Below are 25417 nucleotides of genomic sequence, written 5' to 3' on the forward strand. Positions count from 1 at the left end.
GGGAGCAAGCTCCCTCGCCACAGTGAAAAGATTAAATGGCGGTTATTTATTGCGCGTCACCCGCCAAACGGTGTTCGCCAGGTCGTCAGCAATGATCAGCGCACCTTTCGGGTCCACCGTCACGCCCACTGGGCGGCCACGGGTCTTGCCGTCATCGCCGCGAAAGCCAGTGGCGAAATCAATCGGTTCGCCCGCCGGCTTGCCGTTGCTGAACGGCACAAAGATCACCTTGTAGCCCACCGGGTTGTCGCGGTTCCAGCTACCGTGTTCGCCGACAAACACGCCGTCGGCAAATTGTTCACCCATGGCCGGAATCGAGAAGTCCACGCCGAGTGCTGCAACGTGGGAGCCCAGGCTGTAATCCGGCTTGATCGCGGCCGCGACTTTCATCGGGTTCTGCGGTTGCGCGCGTGGGTCGACGTTCTGGCCCCAGTAGCTGTAGGGCCAGCCGTAAAAGGCGCCTTCGCGCACCGAGGTGAGGTAGTCCGGCACCAGGTCAGGGCCGAGTTCATCGCGTTCGTTAACCACCGTCCACAATTGCCCCGAGCCCGGCTGAATGGTCAGCGCGGTCGGGTTGCGCAGGCCGGTGGCGTAGGGCTTGTGCGCGCCGCTGGCCGCATCGATCTGCCAGACCATGGCGCGGTCGATCTCCACTTCCATGCCGCGTTCGGTGATGTTGCTGTTGGAGCCGATGCCCACATAGAGCTGGCGCCCGTCTTCGCTGATGGCCAGGGATTTGGTCCAGTGATGGTTGATCTGCGCCGGCAGGTCGGTGATTTTGGTGGGCGGGCCGCTGGCTTTGGTTTGGCCGTCGGCATAGTCGAAGCGCACCAGCGCATCCTGGTTGGCCACGTACAGCTTGCCGTCGGCGAAAGCCAGCCCATAGGGCGCGTTGAGGTTGTCGGCAAACACGGTCTTGAGTTCGTATTTGCCGTCACCGTCGGCATCGCGCAGCAACGTGATGCGGTTACCGCTCTTGACCTTGGTGTTGCCCTGGGCCTTGATCACGCTGGCGATTACATCCTTGGGCTTGAGCTTGGCCGCACTGCCGCCACGGCCTTCGGCAACGAGAATATCGCCATTGGGCAGCACCAGCGTCTGGCGAGGAATGGCGAGGTCGGTGGCGATGGCCGTGACGCTGTAGCCTTGCGGCACCGTGGGTTTTTGCTCGCCCCAGGCTGTCGGCTCGGCAATCTTCATGCTTGGCAACAAGCTGCTTTGTTGCGCGGGCAGTTTGGGGTCGGGACCGCGTGCCTGGGTCTTGTCGCCGGCGTCGCCACACGCGCTCAGCAACAGGGCCGCGCTCAGTAAGGTCAGCGTATGGAGTGGGTTCATTTGGCAGCTCCCGAGCGCAGGTTGGTCAGGCCGATCCATGTGGCAATAATCGCCAGGACGGTCACGAGCACCGACAGCACCAGGCCCACAGGCATCATGGCGTAGGCGTCCTTGGCATGCTGGAACGCGTTGACCAATCCGAGTACCCAGGTGATCAGTAACAGCAGGAAGTACGCGGCGGGGCGCCCGGCTTTATGCTCGGCACGCACCAGGTTGACCAGCGCAAACAACAATGCAAAGCCACAAAACACCAAGGCTCCGGCGATCAGCCAGGACGCGAAGTTGGCCCATTGGATCTGATAGGTCTGGCCATAGGCGATGTCACTGAGCAAGGCTCCGAGAAACAGCGGCACGGTGCCGGCCAACAGGGTTGAATGCAGCGGGCCAGGCCTGACGAGTGGGTAGGCGGGAAGGGTGGTCATGGGGTCGCGGCTCCTTGTTTATCCAACGCCCCGGGGCGGGGCAACGCATAGGGAAGGAGCGTAGAGCCTGGCGGATAGTTCAGCGTAATTCGTGTCGAAATATTATTTCAGGGGTTGCCAGGGCTTTAACGGGTCCACACATAGCGCACCTCTTCCAGCGTCACGCCACCGCGCACCAGCGTGCGACGGCTACCGGGTTCTTCAGTGCCGCCCAAGCTTGTATAGAAGCGTATGGCTCTTTGGTTTGCGGCTAAAACCCATAAAGAAATGCGTTTATAACCCTGGTCAACCAAACGCTGGAAACCCGCCTGCCACAATTGCGCGCCGATGCCATGGCCCCAATAGTCGGCCAGCACGTAGATAGCCATGACCTCTCCGGCTGTGGTCTCGGGCGTGTCGGCATCACGGCAAGGGCCCAGCGACAGCCAGCCGATAACGGTGCCCTCCATTTCAGCGACTAAAGTGTCAGCCTGTTTGCTTTCAATTGAACGCGCCCAGTGAGCCTCTTTCTGCGGCAAGCTTGTGGTCAGCGAGGCTAGAAAATCCGCCGGCATCAGGTCCACATAGGCCTGTTGCCAACTGCGCACATGCACGTGGGCGATGTGCTTGGCGTCCTTGGGCATTGCATCCCGAATCATAGCCATCCCTTACAGGTAATTTGTCGAAACCAGAGTGCCCATTCACTGTTACAGAATAGGTTCTCATTATGCAGAGGCCTGAAAACTGGCATGCTTCAGGGCCTGACAAAAGGAACCGTGTCCATGCCAACCCCGCAATTTCCAGGCTGCAAGATCCCATTGAGGGAAGCCCAAAGCCCAATGTTTGAAGTGCATCACCCATGAGTACCCTGACCGGTGTAGATGCTCAGGGCTGTGTGCTGACGCTGGACGATGCCGCCTTCCAGCCCGAATTTGAGCCGCTGCTGGCGGATGTCTGCGCCAGCCTCTCCCAGTTGGGGCTGGACAGCATTTATGTGTATGGCAGTGTCGCCAGGGGCGAAGCAAGCCCAGGTGAGTCGGATTTGGACCTGAGCCTGATTCTGCTCGAACCACCGGATGCACAGGTACTGGCACACCTGGAAACGCTACGCCAGGCGCTGGAGCAACGCCACCCGGAGGTCACCAAGATCGACTTCGATATCGGCCACCGCGCTGAAGTATTGGCGCCCGAGAACGCAAATAAGTGGGGCTTCTGGCTCAAGCATCATTGCCGTTGTGTGTGGGGCGAGGATCTTTCGCTGCGCTTTGATCGCTTCCAGCCCTCGCGCGCAATCGCCCTGGCTTTGAATGGTGACTTTGAACAGGTACTGAGTGGCTATCTCACCCGTATTGACCACGCTGGTACCGCATCCGAACGCTTTCGCCTGCAACGCGAGGCTGCGCGCAAGCTGATTCGAGCCACTAACACCTTGCGCGCCGACAACGCGGCAAGCTGGCCACACACGCTCGAAGAGCACGTCGCAGCATTTATCCAGCACCAGCCGACGATGCGCCTCCAGATCGCGTACTTCCTGTTTGAGGCGCGCAACCCCAGTGCCGAGGGCGAGCCTTTTACCACGCGATTGCGCGCCTTTATCGACTGGATGGTTTCACAGCAGGCATAGATAGGTATATTGGCGTTCAACCTCACTTTACATATGCCGAACCTATGATCAACTTCCGTTTGATTCGCCACCTCTGGCTGTTCCTGGCCGTCGCCGAAGAACAGAACTTCGGCCGCGCCGCCAAACGCCTGGGCATGTCGCAGCCGCCCTTGAGCGAGCAGATCCAGGTGTTGGAACAGGCACTCAAGGTCACGCTGTTCGAGCGCTCGCGGCGCGGTGCCAAGCTCACGCCAGTGGGCGCGGCGATCCTGCCGGCGGTGCGCAAGTTCGCCGAGCAGTTGGAGCGCCTGGAGCTGGCGGTAGAAGAAGCGGTGGCGGGGCAGTCGGGCATGCTCACCATCGGCGCGATTTCCACGGCGATGTTTGATGTGCTGCCGGGCCTGATCAACCAGCTCAATCAGCAATACCCGCACCTCACCGTGTCGGTGCGCGAGATTGACAGTGTCGAAGCCGTACCGGCGCTGGAGGCTGGCGATATCGACCTGGCCTTTGCGCGACTGGACGGCGACCTGGGCCAAGCGATCCAGTCGTTGCCGTTGCGCGAGGACCGCCTGATGGTGGCCTTGCCCAGCGATCATGCGCTGGCGGCGCGCACGCGCATCAGCCTGTCGAGCCTGGCCAGCGAGCCGCTGGTGATGTTTTCACGCAAGGTCAGCCCGGTGTATTTCGACAACCTGATTGCCACCTGCCGCGCCAACGGGTTTTCACCGCGAATACTGCATGAAGTGCGCTCGGTGGCTTCGCAAATTGCCTTTGTCAGCTGTGGCCAGGGCATCGCGCTGGTGCCGGCGTCGTTGAAAAAGCTGGCGCCGGACAATGTGGTGCTGCGCGCACTCACGCAAAAGCTCAATGTGGTCACCACTGCCGTGGCCTGGAACAGCGAGCGCCCCAACCCGCTGGTGACGGAGTTGGTCGCGCAGTTTCAGGCTCATACGATTGGCGTATGAATGTGTTCCGCTATCGGTCATTTACACGCAGCGGCAAACCCTTGAAATTGGCGGCCTGTTTGTCCAAGGAAACTGCACCATGTCGTTCGTTCACACCTGCGTACCGCTGACGGTAGACGGCGTTGCCCTGAACATCGCCGCCCTGCACCGTAGCGGCGAGGGCGCGCCTATCCTGTTCCTGCACGGTTTTGGTTCGACCAAGGAAGACTATGCCGATATCGTCCTGCACCCGGCGTTCGACGGGCGCGCCTTTATCGCCTACGACGCGCCCGGTTGCGGTGAAAGCCAGTGTGACGATCTGTCGAAAATCAGTATTCCCTTGCTGCTGGAGACGGCCTTGCAGGTGCTGGAGCATTTCGATATTCAGCGCTTGCATTTGGTCGGCCACTCCATGGGTGGGCTGACCGCACTGATGCTGGCGCACCGCTTTCCGGATCGCGTGCTGAGCTTTACCGACATTGAAGGCAATATCGCCCCCGAAGACTGCTTTCTGAGCCGGCAAATCGTCGACTTCCCGGCAGAGGATCCCGAGGCGTTTTTCAGTGCATTCATCGAACGCGCGCGCCACGCACCGGCGTATGCCAGTGCGCTGTATGCGGCGAGCCTGCGCCACAAAGTGCGCGCCGGTGCGGTACGCGGGATCTTCCAGTCGATGGTCGAGCTGTCTGACCACGCCGACCTGATGGGCAAGTTTCTCGGCCTGCCCTGCCCGAAGATGTTCATGTATGGCGAGCAGAACGCCTCACTGTCGTACCTGCCCCATATCCAGGCCCACGGTGTGCGCCTGGCGCCCATTGCCCGGTGCGGGCACTTTCCGATGTATTCCAACCCGGTCGCGATGTGGCAACAGATCGCGGACTTCCACAGCCGCGCGTTTTAGGATTTGAAACGCCCCACCAAAGCATTCAACTCCTGCGACAAGCTCGATAACCGCCCCGAATCATCCTGCGCAGAATTGGCCAGGCTTTCCACCAGCCGTGCCTCGTCGTAAATCTGCTGAATATGCCGGTTGATCTCTTCGGCCACGCTGTGCTGCTCCTCGGCGGCGGCGGAAATCTGCAGGTTCTGGTCGCGGATCTCGTTGACCGACAACTGGATGCCCTCAAAACTGTCCCGCGCGTTTTCGATGGACGACACGCTGGCGCGGGACAGGTCCAGGCAACTGCTCATCTTCTGGGTGACTTCTTCGGTCTTGCTGCCGAGGGTGCCGAGCAGTTGTTCGATCTCGCCGGTGGAGTCGGAGGTGCGCTTGGCCAGCGCGCGCACTTCGTCTGCCACCACTGCAAAACCACGGCCCTGATCACCTGCGCGTGCGGCTTCGATGGCGGCGTTGAGGGCCAGCAGGTTGGTCTGCTCGGCGATGGCGCGAATGGTGCCGAGGATCTGGTTGATGCTGCGGCTGCCGGCTTCCAGCTCCACCATCGCCTGGGATGACTCAGTCAGGCGGCGGCCCAGGCGGTTGACGTTATCGGTGGTGACTTCGATCTGCTGTTTGCCTTCGGCCACACGGCGATGGCCGTTTTCGGCCGACTCCGCCGCGCCGCTGCATGAACGCGCCACCTCGTTGGCGGTGGCGACCATTTCATTAAACGCGGTAGAGACCAACTCGACCGCCTCACGCTGGCGCCCGGCGGCTTCGTTCATGTTGTGTGCCACTTCACTGTTGACCCGTGACGCGTCCTGAAGGTTGGTTGAGGCTGCGCCGATATGCTGGATCAGCTGACGGATTGCGGCGAGGAATTTATTGAACCAACCCGCCAGCTCGGCGGTTTCATCCTTGCCCTGTACCTGCAACTCATGACGCAAATCGCCTTCACCCTGGGCGATGGACTGCAAGCCGGTGCTGACCTGGCCGATCGGTTTGACGATCACCTTGGAAAACGCCGCGGCGATCAGCCCGAAGATCAGCACCAGCACGGCCACGATTACTGTGGTCAGGTAGGTCATGCGCGTCGCAGCCGCCATGACTTCGTTGTATTCGATCAGCCCCACATACCGCCAGCCCAGGCCCGGCGAGGTCCACACGTTGGCCATGTAGCGCACGCCGTCGATCACCACCTCGGTTGAGCCCTGTGGCGTCTCGGCCAGGTGCGCATACGGCGCGCCGAGGTCCTTGAGCGGCTTGAAGTTATGCGCGGCATTGCGCGGGTCGACCAGCACTACGCCGTCCTCGATCAACATCACGTAGCCGCTTTCACCCAGCTTGATGCTCTTGAGCAGTTCGGTGAGGTTCTTCAGCGACACGCTGACCACGAACACACCCTTGGCCTTGCCGCTGCTATCCAGCAATGCGCGTGCGGTGCCCACCAGCGCCACATCATCCTTGTCGTAGTAGTAAGCCGGTGTGCGCACGGTCTTGTTGGGGCTGGCCATGGCGGCCTTGTACCAGGGGCGAGTGCGCGGGTCGTACTTGGCCAGCTGTGGGTCATCGGGCCATTTGGCGTAGGTGCCGTCTTCGAGGCCGATGGACAGAATCGCCGCGGAAGGGTGGGTTGCACCGAACCGAGCAAACTGCTCGATTACCTGCTGCGCCTGAGCAGGCATTGGCTGACTCGCGGCGTTGGCGGGTAGATAATCCTTCAGCGTGTTCACGGAAGTGTATACAGGATCTGCGGACATTTGATCGACGTTCTGCAACGTGCCATCGAAGAATTGCCGGATATTGCCATCGATCTGGCGTATCTCACGGGTGCTGCCATCAATGAACTGGTCAACGGCCTGGGTCCGTGTATTCAAGACGGAGATAACGGCGACCAGGCTGACCGGGATAAAAGCGACAGAGACGAACGCGAGCACGAGCTTGTTTTTTATTTTCATCGGGACGACCATCGGGCGAGAAGGCGATTTGCTATCAGTGTCTGTTTCGGCCCGATGGTTATAAAGCTTTAGCGGTATTTTGTGTACAACAATAATTGATTTTGTCCGGTAATTTTTTTCACGCCGAACAGCGCGCCTGCGACCTGTTGGTGCGCAGCAGGTCATGCCCGCTGACGATCACGATACCGGCCAACACCAGCAGCGAGCCGAGTACAAAAGACGCGTCCAGAGGTTCGTTTAACAACCCCACGCCAAACCCCACGCCAAACAACGGCGTCAGGAAGGACAACACGCCCAGGCGCGAACCGAGGTAACGGCCCAGCAGCCAGAACCACACCAGCAAGCTCAAGAAAGAAAACACCACGGTCTGAAACGCCAGGCTGACAACGGCGATACCGGAGAGATGTAAACGGGTTTGCCCGGTAGCACCGGCGATCAACGCCAGAATCAGGCAGGCACCGGCCAGTTGGTAAAACAAGGTCAGCGGCGCGGGTGCATCTGCCAACCTTGAACAGCGGATACTCAAGGTGGTCGCGCCCCAGGCGATAGCGCCGACGACGCCGAGTGCATCGCCGATACGCTGAGGCGTCAGCCACGTTTCACCCGGCGCGCCCGGTGCATAAAACGCCACGGCAATACCTGCGAACGCCGTGACGATACCCGCCCATTGCACACCACTCAGGCGTTCTGCCGGGAACCGAAAGTGCAAGCCAATCGCGGCAAACACTGGCGCGGTGTAGAGGAAAATCACCATATGCGCCGCAGAGGTGTAGCTCAGCCCGATCGACACGGCGATGTACTCAAGCGCAAATAACAACCCGACCACCACGCCACCACGCCAGGTCTCCAGACGGCACTTGAGGCGATAACGACGCAGCGTCAACAGCAGCCCTACCATCACGGCCGCAATCCCCGAGCGCAGGGCAATTTGCAGCACCGGCGCGACATCCGCTGCGGCCATTTTGATCGCGACCTGTTGCAGACCCCAGACGGCGCACACTACGACCATAATGATGGCTGCTTGCTTATCAATCGGCTGACGACTTTCCACGACACCACTCCTCTGACTCAATGACGTGAGTCTGGTGGTGTCGCAATGCTTGGATATAGCGCCGAACCGCCAAGCGATAGCGATGAAGCGTCAATCGGTAGCGGTAGCCCTGGCCATCGGCCCGCCCGCATTTCTGTACGGCGTTACTGAGGAAAGCGCACGCTATCGCGCATAATGCGTCATCCCTCGATCACTGCGCAGCCTCTCCCATGATCACGCCCGCCGAGCATCTGATCCTCGCGCCATTCACCGACGAGTTGCCCTCGCCGATCTACTTTCGCGCAGCGCGCATGCCCGCGTCGGCGGCGTACCCGACACACCGCCACCCGTGGGGCGAGTTCGTGTACTCCTTCAGTGGTGTCATGGAACTCAAGCTGGACGGCGCGCACTTCATCGCACCGCCGCAATATGGTGTGTGGCTACCGCCGAATGTGGAACACAACGCGCTGAATCATCAGGAGGCCTGCCATTGTTCGCTCTATATCGCCAAGGCCTTGTGCGACCGCTTGCCGAGTGAAGCGTGCGCGCTGACTATCACGCCGCTGATTCGCGAACTGCTTGAAGAACTGCATGCGTCACCACCAGGGCCGGTGCAAACAGCCGAAGAAAGCCGCTTGCTCATGGTGTTGCTGGACCGCTTGAACCGTACTTCGCGTGTGGGCAGTTACCTGCCGGGCTCCAGTGACCCGGTGCTGGCGCCGATCCTCGGTGCGCTGGAGCAAAATCCCGCCGATGCGCGCTCTTTGGCCGATTGGGCGCGGTTGGTCAATGCCACTGAGCGCACACTGTTGCGGCGCTGCCAGCGGGATTTGGGCATGTCGTTGGCGCAATGGAAGCAGCGTTTGAAAGTGACCACTTCGTTGCTGCAGCTTCGCGCCGGGACTTCCGTCGAGGCGGTCGCGTTTGATCTGGGCTACAGCAGTTCTTCGGCGTTCATCAGCATGTTCCGCAAGCTCACGGGCGAAACTCCGGATGAGTACCGCAGGAAACGGTTGAGCTGAGGCATTATCCCGTCATTGCCTTCAGGGCGGCCTTCAGGCCGGCGGTCGCGCTGGTCAGCGGCGCTGGCCCTGCGGTTACCAGAGCAGCGGCCCCGCCCATGGAGGCCTGGGCCAGCGCAACCACGCATGCGCCATCGACATAGGCCTGATCGGCCGCCGTGGCGACGGTCGACAGGTAGCCACCCATATCGCCCGCCTTGAACAGCACCCAAGCGCCTGGAACCAGCTGCACGTCAACGGTTGCGTCCGAGTGTAACGCTGCGCGGTGGAATAGGCTCGAGGTGGGCGCGAGGGTGGTTTCGACGGCGCATAACACCACGACCTTGCCGCCTGCTTGAACGGCTGTGAGGGCGAGGGCTTGGTCCGTCCTGAGAATGCATGACGGGATGCGCTCGTCAATTTCATCAACCGATGGCCCTAACGTCGAGCAGGTGAGCAGCACGACGTCAGCGTGTTGAGCGAGTGAAAGCAATGCGTTGGCGGTTGAGGCCGCAATTTCAGGTGTGAGACCACCCATTTCTTCCGCTGCGGCCAGAAGGTCGGCGCGCACCTCATGTTGCAGAGCGGCGGGTGCGATCCCCAGCGCTTGTGCAGCTGCGTCGAAGACTGCAATGTTGCTGGCTGCGGTATGAAGGCAGGTGATTCGCATAGGGGGCCGCCAGGTTGAAAGTGTTGAGCCCCGCAGTGTTATCACAGTTAAGATGCCATCGGTATTTTCTCATTAAGGACAATGCATGGCACTGATCACGGAACGCGTAGCGCTGGCCCGCAACGATGCCAACGATAAGGTTATTTGCCGCATGGCCTCAGGCTGGGCGGTCATGGGCGATGTGCAGTTTCTGCCGGGTTACTGCTTGTTGCTGCCCGACCCGGTGGTTGCCAGTCTCAATGATCTGGACGCCGAGGCCCGCGCAACCTACCTGCTCGACATGGCGCGCCTTGGCGATGCAGTGCTGGCGGCTACGGGTGCCGTGCGCATGAACTACGAGATACTGGGCAACTCGGAGCCAGAGTTGCACTGCCATATTTTCCCGCGTTATGCCTCGGAACCGGACGACAAACGCACGATGCCGGTGTGGTTCTACGACTGGAAGGACGCGCCACCTTACGCTGAAGAGCAGCACGGTGAGTTGCGCAACACAATCGCGCACTTACTCAAATCCGCAATGGAAGTTGGATGATGCACAGAAATAATCTGGTCCCGGAATTGATGGTGACCGATCTGAACCAGAGCCTTGATTTCTGGGTAGGTTGCCTGGGGTTCAAGGTGGCTTATCAGCGCCTGGAAGACGGCTTTGCGTATCTCGACCTGGACGGCGCTCAGGTGATGCTTGAGCAAGTCGACCCACTCGCCAATCAATGGCTCACGGGGGCATTGGAACGGCCATTTGGACGCGGCATGAACCTGCAGATAGATGTCGCGGCGGTGCTCCCGGTTATTCAACGGCTGGAGAGGGCAGCGTATCCCGTGTTCAAGGCCAGTAAAGACGTGTGGTACCGGGCGGGCGAAGTCGAGGTCGGGCAGCGCGAGTTTCTGGTACAGGACCCCGATGGTTATCTGGTGAGACTGGTAGAGCGGCTTGGCGAAAGGGCGCGGGCCAATGCGTGAGCGCAAAGCCGCACGCCTGTTGGTGGTCAGCCCGGCGCGAACAGTGCTGCTGTTCCGCTTCGTCCACAAGGACGGCGCACTGGCCGGCAGGAACTACTGGGCGACGCCCGGCGGTGGTGTTGAAGCCGGGGAAACCTTTAGCAGGCAGACGTTTTTTAAAGCATGGCCAGGATATTGGCAGTGCCTGTGACCCTGGCGTAATCCATCGCCAGGTTGCTCAGCGACAGTGCATGCACATCCTCGGCAGGCCAGAGTCGGCCCGACAAATCAGCTTGATCAAAGGTGTAGCAGGCATCCGCCGCCACGGTCACCTCAAAACCCAGGTTGCCGCCGGAGCGCGCCGTGGACTCGACAGAGTTATTGGTGATCACCCCAACGATCACCCATTGCCGGATCCCACGCCCATGTAGCCAGCGCTCCAGGCCGGTGGCGGCGAACGCGTCCGGGACGTTTTTTTCCACCACATGCTCATCCTTGAGCGGTGCCAATGCCGGCTGGAACTCACAGCCCGGTTGGCCCGGCCAAAACACCGAGCCTTCGCTGCGGGACATATGCCTTACGTGCACCACAGGGCGATTGGATTGTCTCCATGCACGCAGCAGGTGCTGTATCTGCACCTCGGCATCGGGGTTGTTGCGTCGCCCCAGCTTGGGGTCATTCATGCCTTGCTGCATGTCGATAATCAACAATGCAGCGTTTGTGGCTAGCGGCTCCATGGCAGATTCCTTGGCTTGGTCAGAGGCGAAAGATAGCAGCGATTGGGCGTACTAAAACAGGGCTGTTGTTCGAAGCCCATTTCACGAGGTACATCGATCCAAGGTGGGAGCGGGCTTGCTCGCGAAAGCGGTGGACCAGTCAATTGATGTATCGACTGACACGCAGCCTTCGCGAGCAAGCCCGCTCCCACATTAAGATCATTTTACACTCGATGAATCTTGATCCTGTGCATAGACCACCGGTCAGCGCAGCTTTTCTAGCATCTGGTAGTACCACATCCCGGCCGCCAGCATCGGGTTGCCGAACACATCGCCGAGCGGCACCTTGATGTGTTTGCACCCGGCAAAAGTGTCAAATTTCGACAGCGTGCCGGTCAGCGCTTCGGCCATGATTTCGCCCATGATGTGGCTGGTGGCGATGCCATGCCCGGAGTAGCCCTGGCAGTACCAGACGTTGTCCGAGAGCTTGCCCAATTGCGGGATGCGATTCATCACGATGCCCATGGCGCAGCTCCACTGGAACTCGATATCCACGCCTCTGAGCGCCGGGAACGTGCGTTCGATACAGGGCCGCAGTTCTGCGGCGATGTCGCGTGAGTCGAGCCCGGAATAGTTGGCGCCGCCACCAAACAACAGCCGACCATCGCCGGTCAGCCGGTAGTAGTCGAGTACAAAACGGCAGTCGTACACCGCCAGGTCCTGCGGGTTGATCTGGTGCGCCAGTTCGCCCAGGGGCGCGGTGGTGACAATGCCGCCCATGGCCGGGAAGATCTTGCCCTTGAGCTGTTTGGGTTCGAGCTTGTGGTACACATCGCCGGCCAGCAGCACCTGGTGCGCATCGATGCGGCCTTGGGCGGTGATCACCGCCGGGCGTTCGCCATGTACGATTTCCAGCACTTCGGAATTCTCGAAAATCAGCGCGCCCAGGCTGTGTGCGGCGCGCGCTTCGCCCAGGCACAGGTTCAGCGGGTGCAGGTGCAGGTTACGGGTATTTTTCAGGGCGCCCAGATACAGCGCGCTGTCCAGGTGCTGACGCACACCGGCCTGATCGAGCAGGCTGACCTGATCGCCCATGCCGCGCCGTTGTGCTTCGTCGTGAAAGGCGCGCAGTTCGGTCATGTGCGAGGGTTTCATCGCGGCATGCAGATGGCCGTGCTTGAGGTCGCAGTCAATCGCATATTTTTCTACGCGTTGCTCGATGATTGCGTGCCCACGCCAGCGCAAGTGCCAGATGAAATCATCCACCTCATCGCCCAGGCGTTTGCGCATCTGTTCGCGCATGGCCTCGTCGCCCGACAGGCTGCCGGTGACTTGCCCGCCATTGCGCCCGCTGGCGCCCCAGCCGATTCGATGGGTATCGACAATCGCCACCTTGAGCCCGCGTTCAGCGAGCTCCACGGCGCTGGCAACGCCGGTGAAACCGCCGCCGATGATCACCACGTCCACGCTGACCTGGCCTTGCAAGGTCGGGTACTGGGTGGCGTCGTTGAGGCTGGCGGTGTAATACGAGGGGCTGCGCAAAGCTGCGGTCATGGGGTGATCCTTCTGATAAATGAATGCCGGCAAGGCGTATTCGACGTGGATCAGAAGGGTGCATCAGGTGGGCGTGCATGGCGGCAATGCCACAGCGCCCAGAAGGCCAGGATGTGATTCAACAACGGGTTTTCGCAGGAACGCGCCTGTACCTTCGCGAAGGAGGGGAGCAGGGCACGACGGATCAAACGCAGGCGCGAAATCATGGTCGCCGATGCTCCCATCGTGCGTGGGTGCATTCAATCGCCGTTTGTGAACCTTCAGTTATGGCTTTGTTAAACAATCAGGGCCGATTGAGTGTATTCACATAAGCGCTGAACATAGCGGCCATGCCATCGGCATACAGCTCAATCTCGGCGGTGGTGCGCGGGCTCATGGAGAAGTCCTTGCCCACGCAACCCAGCGTGCTGCGGATCAGGTCGCACGCGAGTGCGCGGGTTGCGTCGGGCACCTCGGGCAGTAACTCGTGCATGAATGCCTCAAACGCTTGCCGGCCGGCCGCGCGCACGTGTTCCGCTTCCGGCGCGTCGCGGTACAGCGGCGCTGCGTCGTGGAGCGCGCTGCGCATCAGAGCCTCCTCGCACTCGGAATGGATAAATGCATGCACCAAGGTACGCAGGCGGGTCAGGGGCGCGACTGCGGTTTTTTCGAGGATGTCGCGCAGCATTTGGGTGGTCTGCTGCCATTCATCACTTTGCAGCCGAAACAGGATCGCGGCCTTGTTGGGGAAATATTGATACACCGAACCGACACTCACCCCGGCTTTTTCCGCGACCCGCGCGGTGGTGAAGCGTGTGGCGCCTTCCTTGGCCAAAACCTGAATAGCGGCTTCGAGAATCGCCGCCACCAGTTCGGTGGAGCGTGCCTGCTGTGGCTGTTTGCGCGAGGCAATACGCGCGGTCTGGCGGGTGGTCATTTCGGGCTCCGGGCGCTGGGCGAACGCGAATAGCGAAGGCGAGGAATCACTTGCATACTTTTAATGCGACGAATTAGTCGCATCTTAATCCCCATCCAACGGAAATCAATCATGACCACCCTGACCACCGAGCCTCTCGCCGCCTTGATCGAACGCCTTTACACCCAAGCCGATGCAGCCACCAGCCCGCTCATCGACACTGTGTCGCCGCAAGAGCGCAACCGCCTGATGCACAGCAAAACCGAATACCTGGAGCTTTACACGATGCTCAAGGACTTGTGGCTGCCGGTCTCGCGTGACACCGGCAACCTGCTCTACATGCTGGCCCGCAGCAGCCACGCAAAAGCGATTGTCGAGTTCGGCACCTCGTTTGGCTTGTCCACCCTGTTCCTGGCTGCCGCACTGCGCGACAACGGCGGCGGCGTGTTGATCGGCAGCGAATTCGAACCGTCGAAGATCGCCCTGGCGCGCGAGCATTTCATCCAAGGCGGCGTCAGCGACCTGATCGAAGTGCGTGAAGGTGATGCGCTCGTTTCACTGGCTGCAAACCTTCCGCAATCGGTCGACCTGCTGCTGCTCGATGGCGCCAAGTCACTGTATGGCGATGTGTTGAACCTGGTGGAGAAGCACCTGCGGCCGGGCGCTTTGGTGGTGGCCGATAATACCAACTACTGCCCTGAATACCTGGCGCATGTGCGCGCGCCTGCAAACGGCTATCTGTCGGTGCCGTTTGCCGATGACATCGAACTGTCGATTCGCCTCGGCTGAGGATTGGTTCAACGAGCGGTGGCCGGCCGTTAGCACCGATCGGCAGCCGATTCGCAAAACCCTGAGACTTCCCGGCGAAAATCTTCATAATGGCGGCCAATTTGTTTAGCTCGTTATTCTGGTGTGCCCGCATGGAAATTAAGGTCAACTTTCTCGACAACCTTCGGCTTGAAGCCAAGTTCGATGACTTCACGGTGATTGCCGACCAGCCGATTCGCTACAAAGGCGACGGTTCGGCCCCGGGGCCGTTCGATTACTTCCTGGCTTCGTCGGCGTTGTGCGCGGCGTACTTTGTGAAGCTGTACTGCGCAACACGCAATATTCCAACCGAGAATATTCGCCTGTCGCAGAACAACATCGTTGATCCGGAAAACCGCTACAACCAGATCTTCAAGATCCAGGTCGAGTTGCCGGCGGACATTTCCGACAAGGATCGCCAAGGCATCCTGCGTTCCATCGACCGCTGCACGGTGAAGAAAGTCGTGCAGGCCGGGCCGGAATTTGTCATCGAAGAAGTCGAAAACCTCGACGCGGATGCCCAGGCATTGTTGATGCCACATTCCACCTCCGAGGCGGGCACCTACATCGCCGGCAAGGACCTGCCGCTGGAGCAGACCATTGCCAACATGTCCGGCATTCTCGCCGGCCTGGGCATGAAGATTGAGATCGCCTCGTGGCGCAATATCGTGCCCAACGTGTGGTCGCTGCATATCCGCGACGCACACTCGCCGATGTGTTTCACCAACGGCAAGGGCGCGACCAAGGAAGGCGCACTGGCGTCGGCGTTGGGCGAGTTTATCGAGCGGCTCAACTGCAACTTTTTCTACAACGACCAGTTTTGGGGTGAGGAACTGGCCAACGCGGCGTTCGTGCACTACCCGGATGAGCGCTGGTTCCAGCCTGGGCCCAAGGATGAACTGCCGAGTGAAATCCTCGATGCCTACTGCCTGAAGATCTACAACCGTGAGGGCGAGCTGCGTGGCTCGCACCTGTTTGATACCAACTCGGGCAATGAAGAGCGCGGGATTGTTTCGTTGCCGTTCGTGCGCCAGTCCGACGGCGAAGTGGTGTATTTCCCGTCCAACCTGATCGAAAACCTTTACCTCAGCAATGGCATGAGCGCGGGCAATACCTTGGCTGAAGCCCAGGTGCAGTGCCTGTCGGAGATTTTCGAGCGTGCGGTGAAGCGCGAAATCATCGAAGGCGAGTTCGCCTTGCCGGATGTGCCCGCAGAAGTGTTGGCCAAATACCCCGGCATTGTCGCGGGTATCGAAGGCCTGGAGGCCCAGGGCTTCCCGGTGCTGGTCAAGGACGCGTCCCTGGGCGGCGAGTTCCCGGTGATGTGCGTCACCCTGATGAACCCGCGTACCGGCGGCGTATTCGCCTCGTTCGGCGCGCACCCGAGTCTGGAAGTGGCGCTGGAGCGCAGCCTCACCGAACTGCTCCAGGGCCGCAGTTTTGAGGGCCTGAATGACCTGCCGCAGCCGACCTTTGAAGGCCAGGCGGTGACCGAGCCGAACAACTTTGTCGAGCACTTTATCGACTCAAGCGGCGTGGTGTCGTGGCGTTTCTTCAGTGCGCAGTCGGACTATGAATTTGTCGAGTGGGATTTCTCGGGCGAAGGTGAAAACTCCAACGCCGAAGAAGCCGCTACCCTGTTCGGTATTCTCGAAGGCATGGGCAAAGAGTCCTACATGGCGGTGTACGAACATCTAGGCGCCACGGCTTGCCGGATCCTGGTGCCGGACTACTCGGAAATCTACCCAGTGGACGACCTGATCTGGGACAACACCAACAAGGCACTGTTTTTCCGCGCCGATATCCTCAACCTGCACAGCCTTGACGAGGAGGCGCTGCAAGCGTTGGTCGAGCGTTTGATCGAAAGCGAGCTGGACGATTACACCGACATCACCACCTTGATCGGCATTGAGTTCGACGACAACACGGCCTGGGGCCAGTTGACCATCCTGGAGTTGAAGCTGCTGATCTTCCTGGCCTTGCAGCAATATGAGGAGGCCAAGGAGTGCGTGGAGATGTTCCTGCAATACAACGACAACACCGCTGAACGCGGCCTGTTCTACCAGGCGGTGAATGCGGTGTTGGAGATGCAGCTGGACGACGACCTGGAGCTTGCCGATTACGAGGCCAACTTCCGCCGGATGTTCGGTAACGAGCGGATGGATGCGGTGATTGGTTCGGTGGGCGGCAGTGTGCGGTTTTATGGCCTGACGCCGACCAGCATGAAGCTCGAAGGGCTGGATCGGCATTTGCGCTTGATCGAGAGCTACAAGAAGCTGCACTCGGCACGGGCCAACGTCACCTCGGCCTGACTGATCGTTGACTGATCGTTCCCACGCTCCGCGTGGGAATGCCGCATGGGACGCTCCGCGTCCCGCTGTTGCCTTGGTGACGCGGAGCGTCACAGGATGCATTCCCACGCACAGCGTGGGAACGATCGTGTGGAGTTAGATCAGTGCCAGCGCCTGGGCCAGGTCGGCTCTCAAATCTTCGACATCCTCAACCCCCACCGACAACCGCACCAACCCATCGCCAATCCCCAACTGCGCCCGCGTCGCCGCCGGAATGCTTGCATGGGTCATGATCGCCGGGTGTTCAATCAGGCTTTCCACGCCGCCGAGGCTCTCAGCCAGGGCGAAAATTTTGACGTTTTCCAGAAAACGTGTGGCACCCGCCAGGTCACTGTTCAAATCCACCGAAATCATCCCGCCAAACCCGCGCATCTGCTGGCGCGCCAGTGCGTGCTGCGGGTGCGAGGCCAGGCCTGGGTAGTACACCCGCGACACTTGCGGCTGCTGCTCCAGCCAGGTGGCCAGGTCCAGGGCGTTGCTGCAGTGGCGCTCCATGCGCAGTGCCAGGGTTTTTACCCCGCGCAGGGTCAGGAAGGCATCGAACGGCCCGGCAATCGCGCCGACCGAGTTCTGCAGAAAGCCCAGGCGCTCGGCGAGTTCCGGGTTGTGGCCGACGATGGCGATACCGCCGATCACGTCGGAGTGGCCGTTGAGGTATTTGGTGGTGGAGTGCACCACGATGTCGAAGCCCAGCTCCAGTGGGCGCTGGATCCAGGGGCTGGCGAAGGTGTTGTCGGCCACACAGATGATGCCGCGATCGCGGCAGATGCGCGCAATGGCGCTGAGGTCGGTGAGGCTCAGCAGCGGGTTGCTTGGGGTCTCGACCCAGACCATGCGTGTGTCGCTCTGCAGCGAGGCTTCAAAGGCCGACAGGTCGCTGAGGTCGACAAAGCTGAAACGGTGCCCGGCGCTGCGTTGGCGCACCTTGTCGAACAGGCGGAAAGTACCGCCGTACAGGTCGTTGCCGGAAACGATGTGCGCGCCGGCATCCAGCAGTTCCAGCACGGTGGAGATCGCCGCCAGCCCGGACGCAAACGCGAACGCCGCGCTGCCGCCCTCCAGGTCGGCCACGCAGCGTTCCAGGGCAAACCGCGTGGGGTTGTGGGAGCGCCCGTAGTCAAAACCCTTGTGTACGCCAGGGCTGTCTTGCAAATAGGTGGAGTTGGCGTAGATCGGCGGCATCAGCGCGCCCGTGGTCGGGTCGGGTGATTGCCCTGCGTGGATCACACGGGTGGCAAACGCGCTTTTATCGGGCAGGCTCATGCAAGGGATCTCCGTAGGTGGTTAAGCAGGTCGACGCGGGTGATCAGGCCGTGAAAGCCCGAGGCGTCAGCAATAATGGCGACCAGGCCGCGATCCAGTTCCGCCTGCAGTTCGGCCAGACTGGCGCTGGGGGCCAGGGTTTGCAAGGTGTTGCTCATGGCATCGGCCACCACCATGGAAAAGTGTGTGGCGTCCTGATGCAGGCCCAGCAGAATGTCGGACTCATCTATTACACCCACTAGCTTCTGGCCGTCCACCAGCACCGGCAGTTGCGAGACGTCGGCCAGGCGCATGCGCTGGAAGGCGGTGAGCAAGCTGTCGTCGGGGCTGACGCTGATCACCCGGCCGTCTTCAAAGCGGCGTGCAATCACGTCGCGAAGGTCGCCGTAGTGTTTGTATTGCAACAGCCCCGCGTCGTTCATCCATTGGTCGTTGTAGACCTTGGACAAGTAGCGCGTGCCGGTGTCGCAGACGAAGGTGACCACGCGCTTGGGCTCGGTTTGTTCGCGGCAGTAACGCAGTGCGGCGGCAAGCAGGGTGCCGGTGGATGAGCCGCCGAGGATGCCTTCGGCCTTGAGCAGCTGGCGGGCGTGGTCAAAGCTTTCTTCATCGCTGATGGAGTAGGCATGGCGCACGCTGGAGAGGTCGGCAATCGAGGGGATAAAGTCTTCGCCGATGCCTTCCACGGCCCAGGAGCCGGGCGTTTGCATGTTGCCGCTGCGGCTGTATTCGGCCATCACCGAGCCCACCGGGTCGGCCAGCACCATTTCCAGTTCGGGCTGCACGCGTTTGAAGAAGCGCGTAAGGCCGGTGAGGGTGCCGGCCGAACCGACGCCCACCACAATCGCGTCCAGATCATGCTGGGTTTGCGCCCAGATTTCCGGGGCGGTGCTGGTTTCGTGGGCCAGCGGGTTGGCGGGGTTGTTGAACTGGTCGGCAAAGAATGACCCGGGAATGTCTTTGGCCAGGCGCGCGGCCACGTCCTGGTAATACTCGGGGTGGCCCTTGCCGACGTCGGAACGGGTGATGTGTACTTCGGCGCCCATGGCCTTGAGGTGCAAGACCTTTTCGGTGGACATCTTGTCGGGCACCACCAGCACCACACGGTAGCCTTTTGCCCGGCCGACCAGCGCCAGGCCCAGGCCGGTGTTGCCGGCGGTGGCTTCGATGATGGTGCCGCCCGGTTGCAGGCGGCCGTCGCGTTCGGCGGCGTCGATCATGGCCAGGCCGATACGGTCCTTGATCGAGCCACCGGGGTTTTGCGATTCAAGCTTGAGAAACAGCGTGCAAGGGCCAGTATCGAAACGGCTGACCTTGACCAGCGGCGTATTGCCGATCAGTTCGAGCACGGCGGGACGTGGGAGGCTGGGCATGAATTCACCTTGGTTGCGAGCAGACAGAGGTGGAGCAGCAAAGTAAACGCGTGCCTTGGAACATAGGCCGGGATCGCGCCGGTCGCAACCGGGCGGTCCGTTGGATGTCTTTTTTTGGCGCATGAACCCGACAGGGCGTTTACGGCAGTTCGCCCAACGCCTGCTGTACGCGCGCACTGGCTGCTTGCATCGGTGCGCGCAGTTCGCTGCCGATCAAGCCCTGCAAGGCCAACGCCGCCTTGACCGGCGCCGGGTTGGGTTCCATAAACATAGTGTTGATCAGCGGCAACAACGTGAAAAACGTCGCCCTGGCCCCGGCCAATTGGTTATCGCGCACTTGCTGGCACAGCGCCACGAAGGCCTCGGTGCGCACATGCGCCGAGGCCGCAATCGCGCCACTGGCGCCCAGGCACAGCGCGTTGAAGATCTGGATATCCTCACCACACAGCACATCGACCTCGCCGCTGGCGATCAACGCCAGGGTCGTGGCCAGGTTGCCGCCACAGTCTTTGATCGCAGCGATGCGCGGGTGTTTGACGATATTTAGGAGCGTGGCTTGCTCGAAGGTTACGCCGGTGCGGTAGGGAATGTCGTAGAGCACAATCGGCACGCTCGAGGCATCTGCCACCGTGCGAAAAAACGCCTCAAGGCCAGGCTGGGAAGGGCGGATATAGCTGGGCGCGGGCACCAGCAGACCCGCTATCGGGCGCTGGAGAATTTCAGTTTGAAAGTGCAGCAGTTCTATCTGGTTGTTGCCCGCCAGGCCCATCACCACCCGCTGCGCGGGCACCCATTGCAGCACGGCATCGAGCACGGCGAGCTGTTCCTGACGGCTCAACGACGCGGCTTCACCGGTGGTAGTGCAAACCATGATCCCGGCCACGTGTTTTTCCAGCAGGTGGCTGACCAGCCGGTGCAGGCCGATAAAGTCGATGGCGCCATCCTGAAACGGCGTGACTACGGGAACCCAGATACCTTGAAACGATGACATGCACTTTCTCCTGATGGTTGACCGCTAAAGTCACCGTCAGAAGGCCAGAGGGGATTGTGCAGAAGGAGGTGTGGTCCGTCGCGCTCAATGTCCTGTCAGCTCATCTGACGGGACAGCGCGCCCCGGTCACATGAGCGACTGTTTCTTCGATTTGAGGGCGCGCGCAACGCAACCTTGCGCCTTGGCAAACAAGCCAATGGCGGAGAGGTTAACGAAAGACGCTGCTGACATGCGCTGGCACACCCTGAATAAGATCTCCATCTTCAGGGGATGTGACGGGATGTGTCAACCCCGCCGCAGGTGCTTATAGGCAAGCGAGCGCATAGTTGGAGGGATACTCGGTCAACTGTGGGAGCGGGCTTGCTCGCGAATGCGGTGTATCAGTGACAGATGAGTTGACTGACCCACCGCATTCGCGAGCAAGCCCGCTCCCAGATTGGATCTTTGGTGCCTTCAATCACCCGCTACCGCAGCTTCGATAGCAGCCACGTCAATCTTGGCCATGGTCATCATTGCCTCGAACGCACGCTTGGCGATGGCCGGGTCGGCATGCGTTACCGCCGCAGACAAGACGCGCGGGGTGATCTGCCAGGACACGCCCCACTTGTCCTTGCACCAGCCGCAGGCGCTGGCCTGGCCGCCGTTGTTGATAATGGCATTCCAATAGCGGTCGGTTTCGGCCTGGTCGTCCGTGGCCACCTGAAACGAAAACGCCTCGGTGTGCGGGAATGCCGGGCCAGCATTCAGGCCCAGGCACGGGATGCCCAGCACGCGGAAGTCGACGGTTAACACATCGCCTTGCTTGCCCGCCGGAAAGTCGCCGGGGGCGTGATGCACGGCCTTTACAGCGCTGTCCGGGAAGGTCTTGGCGTAAAAAGTGGCGGCTTCCAGGGCGGTGCCGTTGTACCAGAGGCAGAGGGTGTTTTTGTTCATCTCGAATCTCCACGGGGTGGTCGGGTGTAGAGAGTCTAGACGGTCGATCAAGGCTTATCGGGTATCAGCTGTTGAGCTATCGCGGCTTTGTCGATGACCGACCAGGCCTGCGCAATTTTCCCGTCGCGGCACTCGTAGAACACGTTTTCGTCGAAGCTCACCGTCCTGCCATTAATCGGCAGCCCGAAGAATTCACCGCTGGGGCTCACCGTGAAATTCAACCGGCTGGCGACGGTCGGCGGGTCGGCTACCAGCAGTTGGATGCGGAACACCAGGTCGGGGATTTCACGAAAGTCGCGCTCCAGCATCGCGCGGTAGCCTGCCAGGCCGACGGTGGTGGCATTGTAGGTCACGTCCGGGTGGACGAAGTCGCCCAGGTGCTCCCAGTCCTGACGGTTGAGGCAGTCGATGTAGCCTTGGTAAAAATCGGCGAGTTCGGTTCGGGTCATGTCGCGTTCTCCCTATTCAGGGTGTCCATGTTAGTTGAGTGCGCGGAGCCACCCTCAGGCCCTGCGCGCCATCAGCAGCACCGTTGCCGCCGCCGACAGCAACCCGGCGCAGCAGCGATTGAAAAGCCGCTTGCCGCTAGGTTCGGCAAACCATCGGCGCATGTGCGTGCCCATGTAGGCGTAAGCGCTGATCGCTATCCATTCCAAACCCAGGAACATCGCACCCAGCAGCGCGAATTGTGGGGTGATCGGTTGGCCGGGCACCACGAATTGCGGGAGGAACGCGGTGAAGATCAGGATGGCTTTCGGGTTGCCGGCCGCTACCAGAAACTCCTGACGCGCCAAGGCCCACAATCCCACCTTGCCCGTGGCTGATTCAGCTTCTTTTTGCGGGTTAGCCCGCCACAGCTGAAATGCCAGATAAAACAGATACGCCGCACCGAGAATCTTGATCCCGTAGAACAGCAGCTCCGAAGTCTGCAACACCACCGCCAAACCGGCAGAGGCGAGGGCGATCATGCCGGCAAAGGCCAGCAAACGGCCAATGCCGGCAAGGCAAGAAGTGCGATAGCCATAACGCGTGGAGTTGCTCACGGACAGCAGGTTGTTGGGGCCGGGCGCCATGTTCAGGGCGAAGCAGGCGGGGAGGAAGAGGGCGAGCGTGGCGAGGTCCATGGCGGCTCCGGAGTGGGTCGAGCGGGACCGAAGAGGATAAAGGGTCTTGAGGGGGTTGGACAATCCGCGCGCACCGCTAAGTTTTAGCGGTGATTTGCCAGTAGGTACTGTGCAATTTCACACGGCATTTGACGCTAAGGTATAAACCCTGGTGCGTTCATTCTCAGCTTGAAAAAATTGATCGGGGCAGCGTCGATGCGGGTTACGTATGTGATAACGATTCGACTCTGTTTTTATAACTGGCGATAGAATAGGTCGCCAGTATAAAAATTTAGGTATTAAATAGTTTTTACACTTGGGGGTGGGGCAGGCAGGCTTTTCCAGCCTCTATTAATAAGCACGGTTATTCGATCACTTGATGAGTACGAGGCTTTTGCATGGGTTTTGATTGTTAGCGAGATGACGCCTCCTTTGAGCGTTTTTTTATTCAGCACGTTCTCAAAGGTCCCCAAAGGAAATGAATCAAGGCGGACCTCGTCTTGAATATTAATTAGGGCGGGTTCTAATCGCTTAACGGTGAATATTGTTCCGTTGTGATCAATGCTGATGAGTACAGGACTCTTGCAAATGTCGCAACACCAAGTCGCTGTGGAAATAGCAATGTGTAACCCTTGGATGTTGCAGGTTCTACAGATGTAATCCTTGTCGTAATGTGCCGTAGGCATGATCTACTTCCTGTTGGTTTTTGTTGCGGTGATAGAAAGTTTATCAGGCGGCGAGCTGATATCGAGCTGCGCTTAACCGCTCACGCAAAAAAAATTTTAGTATTGCGAGTACCGTCCTGCATTTGAGCTTGCAACCCCAGCACTCACTCACGTGCTTTAATAGTGCGCACCTTATAGTGGACGCTGCTGACCGGCTGCATGCGGCATCGATCTATCCATCCGCTTCACGTACCGCGCTTTCAGGGAGAAATCAGTTGGTTACTACGGACGTTGTTCACACACTGGGCACACCGGCAGAGCTGGATTACTACGACCGCAGGTCGGTCAAATTGCCCACTGATGTCACCGCCCTGGAGGCCTGGAACATTGTGACCGCCGAGCGCGGGTGGCCGATGCAGTTGGCTTTTCGAATCCGCGACGGGATTTCGTCGCTGTTTGGTGTGAAACGTATCGGAGGGTTCTCCGGCACACCGCGAAATGCGGTGCAGGCGGGCGAGCGCTTGGACTTTTTCCTGGTGGAGCACAGCGTTCCCGACATACTGGTGCTGACCGAGCGCGACCGGCACCTGGATGTGATGATTTGTCTGTCTGTCAGTGACCGTGAGTTTACGATTACCTCATCGGTGATCACCCACAACACTTTTGGGCGCCTGTACATGTTGCCGGTGGGGCCGGTGCACAAGCTCATCGTCAACAATGACTTGAGGCGACTGAAACGCAAGCTGGATGCGCTGCAGAAGTAACCTGTGGCGAGCAGGCTTGCCCTGCGTTGGGCTGCGTAGCAGCCCCAGCCTTGCTAACTGACTAACCGCGTTGCCTGAAGTGGGGCGGCTTCGCCACCCAGCGCGGGGCAAGCCCGCTCGCCACAGTGGCTATGTTTGCCTTGGCTGATGGGTGTGAGCCAAGTGCGGCTGTTTTTCCAATGAGACGGGCTTGTTCCGGCCTGTTTAGCCAGTATTCTGTTCCACTCTCTCAGTGAGGTTTACCCATGCGCGTCACGGTCGTAGGTGCTGGAGCAATCGGTGGTTTCCTGGCGTGTAAATTGTTCGCCGCCGGCCATGATGTCAGCGTAATCGCGCGTGGCGAAACACTCGCCGCCATTGGTGAGCATGGGCTCAAACTGCACACGGGCGATGAGGTGTTGATTGCCCCGCTGAAAGCGACCTGCGCACCTGAAGAGCTTGGCATTCAGGACATGGTCATATTTGCCGTCAAGGCACCGGCACTGCCCAGTGTGGTGGAACAGGCCAAGGCACTGATTGGCCCGCAAACTATCGTTATTCCCGCACTCAATGGGTTGCCCTGGTGGTATTTCCTGCAGTCGGCAGACGCTTTGGCGGGTATGCGTCTTGAGGCTGTCGACCCCGGTAGCGCGATAGAAAAGGCTGTGCCCGTGGCAGCCGTGGTCGGTTGCGTTGTATTTGCCTCATGTACCGTGCTGAGTCCCGGTGTGATCAAGCACATGTCCGGAAGCCGAATAGTGTTCGGCGAGCCGACCGGTGGCAATAGCGCGCGCGTAGATGCCACCACCCAGGCGTTTCGTGACGCAGGTTTTGATGCCCACGCCCACGCCAATGTGCGCGAGGAAATATGGTTGAAGCTTCTGGGCAATGCCTGCTTCAACCCGGTCAGCCTGCTAGTGGGGTGCGCGACCGATGAACTGATCGACGACCCATTCCTGCACGCCCTGTTCCTCGGCATGATGGATGAGTTGCTGGATTTGGGCCGCGCGCTGGGCATCGCACCCCAGATTGATTCCGCGCAACGCATTGCCATCACCCGCAAGCTCGGCAAGGTAAAAACCTCGATGCTGCAAGACGTTGAGGGGCACAAGCCGGTCGAGATCGAGGCCATCCTTGGCACGCTTGTTTCAGTGGCTGATCGCGTCGGGGCACCGATACCTCGCACGCGTACCGTGTATGCCCTGGCGCGGATGCGGGCAAAAAACCTGGGGATTCTGCCAGGCTGAGCCATCCTCACC

The 25417-nt window shown here is 60.2% G+C and carries 26 protein-coding genes and 1 pseudogene; 12 read left to right on the forward strand and 15 right to left on the reverse strand.

Going from position 1 to position 25417, the window contains the following annotated elements; all coding sequences use genetic code 11:
- Positions 1 to 42 precede the first annotated feature (42 nt).
- The 3 genes from K0H48_RS12780 to K0H48_RS12790 form a co-directional block, all read right to left on the reverse strand.
- Positions 43 to 1335, reverse strand: coding sequence for a sorbosone dehydrogenase family protein (locus tag K0H48_RS12780; RefSeq protein ID WP_219267735.1), 1293 nt, complete (start codon positions 1333 to 1335; stop codon positions 43 to 45).
- The gene (locus tag K0H48_RS12785) at positions 1332 to 1757 is read right to left on the reverse strand and encodes a DUF2231 domain-containing protein (protein ID WP_200433199.1); all 426 of its coding nucleotides are present in this window, start codon (positions 1755 to 1757) and stop codon (positions 1332 to 1334) included. The genes K0H48_RS12780 and K0H48_RS12785 overlap by 4 nt, the downstream gene beginning before the upstream one ends.
- A gap of 125 nt (positions 1758 to 1882) precedes the next feature.
- Complete coding sequence (locus K0H48_RS12790) at positions 1883 to 2395, reverse strand: GNAT family N-acetyltransferase (protein WP_219267736.1); 513 nt, start codon at positions 2393 to 2395, stop codon at positions 1883 to 1885.
- Positions 2396 to 2595: 200 nt separating this feature from the next.
- Here K0H48_RS12790 and K0H48_RS12795 point away from each other — a divergent pair, with 200 nt between their 5' ends.
- From K0H48_RS12795 to K0H48_RS12805, 3 genes are all read left to right on the forward strand, one after another.
- Positions 2596 to 3360, forward strand: a complete 765-nt coding sequence (locus tag K0H48_RS12795) for a nucleotidyltransferase domain-containing protein (RefSeq protein ID WP_219267737.1) — start codon at positions 2596 to 2598, stop codon at positions 3358 to 3360.
- A 44-nt stretch (positions 3361 to 3404) separates the two neighbouring features.
- The gene (locus tag K0H48_RS12800) at positions 3405 to 4307 is read left to right on the forward strand and encodes a LysR family transcriptional regulator (protein WP_219267738.1); all 903 of its coding nucleotides are present in this window, start codon (positions 3405 to 3407) and stop codon (positions 4305 to 4307) included.
- Positions 4308 to 4386: 79 nt separating this feature from the next.
- Entirely contained in the window at positions 4387 to 5187 is an 801-nt protein-coding gene (locus tag K0H48_RS12805; RefSeq protein ID WP_219267739.1) for an alpha/beta fold hydrolase, read from the forward strand.
- On the opposite strand, the gene K0H48_RS12810 is transcribed toward K0H48_RS12805, so the two are convergent.
- On the reverse strand, positions 5184 to 7043 hold the full coding sequence (locus tag K0H48_RS12810) for a methyl-accepting chemotaxis protein (RefSeq protein WP_257626959.1): 1860 nt from the start codon (positions 7041 to 7043) through the stop codon (positions 5184 to 5186). The genes K0H48_RS12805 and K0H48_RS12810 overlap by 4 nt on opposite strands.
- Between K0H48_RS12810 and K0H48_RS30755 the strand changes: the two genes are divergently transcribed.
- Complete coding sequence (locus tag K0H48_RS30755) at positions 6927 to 7196, forward strand: hypothetical protein (protein ID WP_257626972.1); 270 nt, start codon at positions 6927 to 6929, stop codon at positions 7194 to 7196. The two genes, K0H48_RS12810 and K0H48_RS30755, sit on opposite strands and share 117 nt — an antisense overlap.
- 46 nt (positions 7197 to 7242) lie before the next feature.
- Here K0H48_RS30755 and K0H48_RS12815 read toward each other — a convergent pair whose 3' ends face one another.
- Positions 7243 to 8175, reverse strand: a complete 933-nt coding sequence (locus K0H48_RS12815; protein WP_219267741.1) for a DMT family transporter — start codon at positions 8173 to 8175, stop codon at positions 7243 to 7245.
- A gap of 209 nt (positions 8176 to 8384) precedes the next feature.
- On the opposite strand from K0H48_RS12815, the gene K0H48_RS12820 reads away from it, so the two are divergent.
- Positions 8385 to 9176 (forward strand): helix-turn-helix domain-containing protein, encoded by a 792-nt coding sequence (locus K0H48_RS12820; RefSeq protein ID WP_219267742.1) that lies wholly within the window; start codon positions 8385 to 8387, stop codon positions 9174 to 9176.
- A gap of 4 nt (positions 9177 to 9180) precedes the next feature.
- Here the strand turns inward: K0H48_RS12820 and K0H48_RS12825 are convergent, their stop codons facing one another.
- Positions 9181 to 9825, reverse strand: coding sequence for an aspartate/glutamate racemase family protein (locus K0H48_RS12825; RefSeq protein WP_219267743.1), 645 nt, complete (start codon positions 9823 to 9825; stop codon positions 9181 to 9183).
- A gap of 85 nt (positions 9826 to 9910) precedes the next feature.
- On the opposite strand from K0H48_RS12825, the gene K0H48_RS12830 reads away from it, so the two are divergent.
- The 3 genes and pseudogenes from K0H48_RS12830 to K0H48_RS12840 all read left to right on the forward strand — a co-directional run.
- Positions 9911 to 10357 carry an HIT family protein gene (locus tag K0H48_RS12830; protein WP_219267744.1) on the forward strand — a complete coding sequence of 149 codons (447 nt, stop codon included), beginning with the start codon at positions 9911 to 9913 and terminating at the stop codon, positions 10355 to 10357.
- On the forward strand, positions 10354 to 10785 hold the full coding sequence (locus tag K0H48_RS12835; protein ID WP_219267745.1) for a VOC family protein: 432 nt from the start codon (positions 10354 to 10356) through the stop codon (positions 10783 to 10785). Before K0H48_RS12830 ends, K0H48_RS12835 begins: the two co-directional genes overlap by 4 nt.
- A pseudogene (locus tag K0H48_RS12840) lies at positions 10778 to 10924 on the forward strand (NUDIX domain-containing protein); the annotation flags it as partial. The gene K0H48_RS12835 and the pseudogene K0H48_RS12840, both read left to right, overlap by 8 nt.
- A gap of 16 nt (positions 10925 to 10940) precedes the next feature.
- Here K0H48_RS12840 and K0H48_RS12845 read toward each other — a convergent pair.
- From K0H48_RS12845 to K0H48_RS12855, 3 genes are all read right to left on the reverse strand, one after another.
- Positions 10941 to 11501 (reverse strand): cysteine hydrolase family protein, encoded by a 561-nt coding sequence (locus tag K0H48_RS12845; RefSeq protein WP_219267746.1) that lies wholly within the window; start codon positions 11499 to 11501, stop codon positions 10941 to 10943.
- 243 nt (positions 11502 to 11744) lie between these two features.
- Positions 11745 to 13034, reverse strand: a complete 1290-nt coding sequence (locus tag K0H48_RS12850) for an FAD-binding oxidoreductase (RefSeq protein ID WP_219267747.1) — start codon at positions 13032 to 13034, stop codon at positions 11745 to 11747.
- A 283-nt stretch (positions 13035 to 13317) separates the two neighbouring features.
- A complete protein-coding gene (locus K0H48_RS12855; protein ID WP_219267748.1) occupies positions 13318 to 13950 on the reverse strand; it encodes a TetR family transcriptional regulator in 633 nt (210 codons plus the stop codon).
- A 111-nt stretch (positions 13951 to 14061) separates the two neighbouring features.
- Here K0H48_RS12855 and K0H48_RS12860 point away from each other — a divergent pair, with 111 nt between their 5' ends.
- Together K0H48_RS12860 and K0H48_RS12865 are read left to right on the forward strand one after the other, a co-directional pair.
- Complete coding sequence (locus K0H48_RS12860; RefSeq protein WP_219267749.1) at positions 14062 to 14718, forward strand: O-methyltransferase; 657 nt, start codon at positions 14062 to 14064, stop codon at positions 14716 to 14718.
- Between the two features lie 131 nt (positions 14719 to 14849).
- Complete coding sequence (locus K0H48_RS12865; protein ID WP_219267750.1) at positions 14850 to 17048, forward strand: OsmC domain/YcaO domain-containing protein; 2199 nt, start codon at positions 14850 to 14852, stop codon at positions 17046 to 17048.
- 135 nt (positions 17049 to 17183) lie between these two features.
- Here the strand turns inward: K0H48_RS12865 and K0H48_RS12870 are convergent, their stop codons facing one another.
- From K0H48_RS12870 to K0H48_RS12895, 6 genes are all read right to left on the reverse strand, one after another.
- Entirely contained in the window at positions 17184 to 18350 is a 1167-nt protein-coding gene (locus K0H48_RS12870; protein ID WP_219267751.1) for a cystathionine gamma-synthase, read from the reverse strand.
- On the reverse strand, positions 18347 to 19723 hold the full coding sequence (locus tag K0H48_RS12875; RefSeq protein ID WP_219267752.1) for a cystathionine beta-synthase: 1377 nt from the start codon (positions 19721 to 19723) through the stop codon (positions 18347 to 18349). Before K0H48_RS12875 ends, K0H48_RS12870 begins: the two co-directional genes overlap by 4 nt.
- A gap of 139 nt (positions 19724 to 19862) precedes the next feature.
- A complete protein-coding gene (gene dapA, locus K0H48_RS12880) occupies positions 19863 to 20714 on the reverse strand; it encodes a 4-hydroxy-tetrahydrodipicolinate synthase (RefSeq protein ID WP_219267753.1) in 852 nt (283 codons plus the stop codon).
- A 453-nt stretch (positions 20715 to 21167) separates the two neighbouring features.
- A complete protein-coding gene (locus K0H48_RS12885; protein WP_219267754.1) occupies positions 21168 to 21647 on the reverse strand; it encodes a VOC family protein in 480 nt (159 codons plus the stop codon).
- 47 nt (positions 21648 to 21694) lie between these two features.
- Entirely contained in the window at positions 21695 to 22096 is a 402-nt protein-coding gene (locus tag K0H48_RS12890) for an ester cyclase (protein ID WP_219267755.1), read from the reverse strand.
- Between the two features lie 54 nt (positions 22097 to 22150).
- On the reverse strand, positions 22151 to 22771 hold the full coding sequence (locus K0H48_RS12895; RefSeq protein ID WP_219267961.1) for a LysE family translocator: 621 nt from the start codon (positions 22769 to 22771) through the stop codon (positions 22151 to 22153).
- A gap of 919 nt (positions 22772 to 23690) precedes the next feature.
- Here K0H48_RS12895 and K0H48_RS12900 point away from each other — a divergent pair.
- Both K0H48_RS12900 and K0H48_RS12905 read left to right on the forward strand, forming a co-directional pair.
- Positions 23691 to 24179, forward strand: a complete 489-nt coding sequence (locus tag K0H48_RS12900) for a DUF2867 domain-containing protein (protein ID WP_219267962.1) — start codon at positions 23691 to 23693, stop codon at positions 24177 to 24179.
- Between the two features lie 245 nt (positions 24180 to 24424).
- Positions 24425 to 25405, forward strand: coding sequence for a ketopantoate reductase family protein (locus K0H48_RS12905; RefSeq protein WP_219267756.1), 981 nt, complete (start codon positions 24425 to 24427; stop codon positions 25403 to 25405).
- Positions 25406 to 25417 lie beyond the last annotated feature (12 nt).

The sequence above is a fragment of the Pseudomonas sp. Xaverov 259 genome (genome assembly GCF_019352915.1).
Classification (GTDB): Bacteria; Pseudomonadota; Gammaproteobacteria; order Pseudomonadales; family Pseudomonadaceae; genus Aquipseudomonas.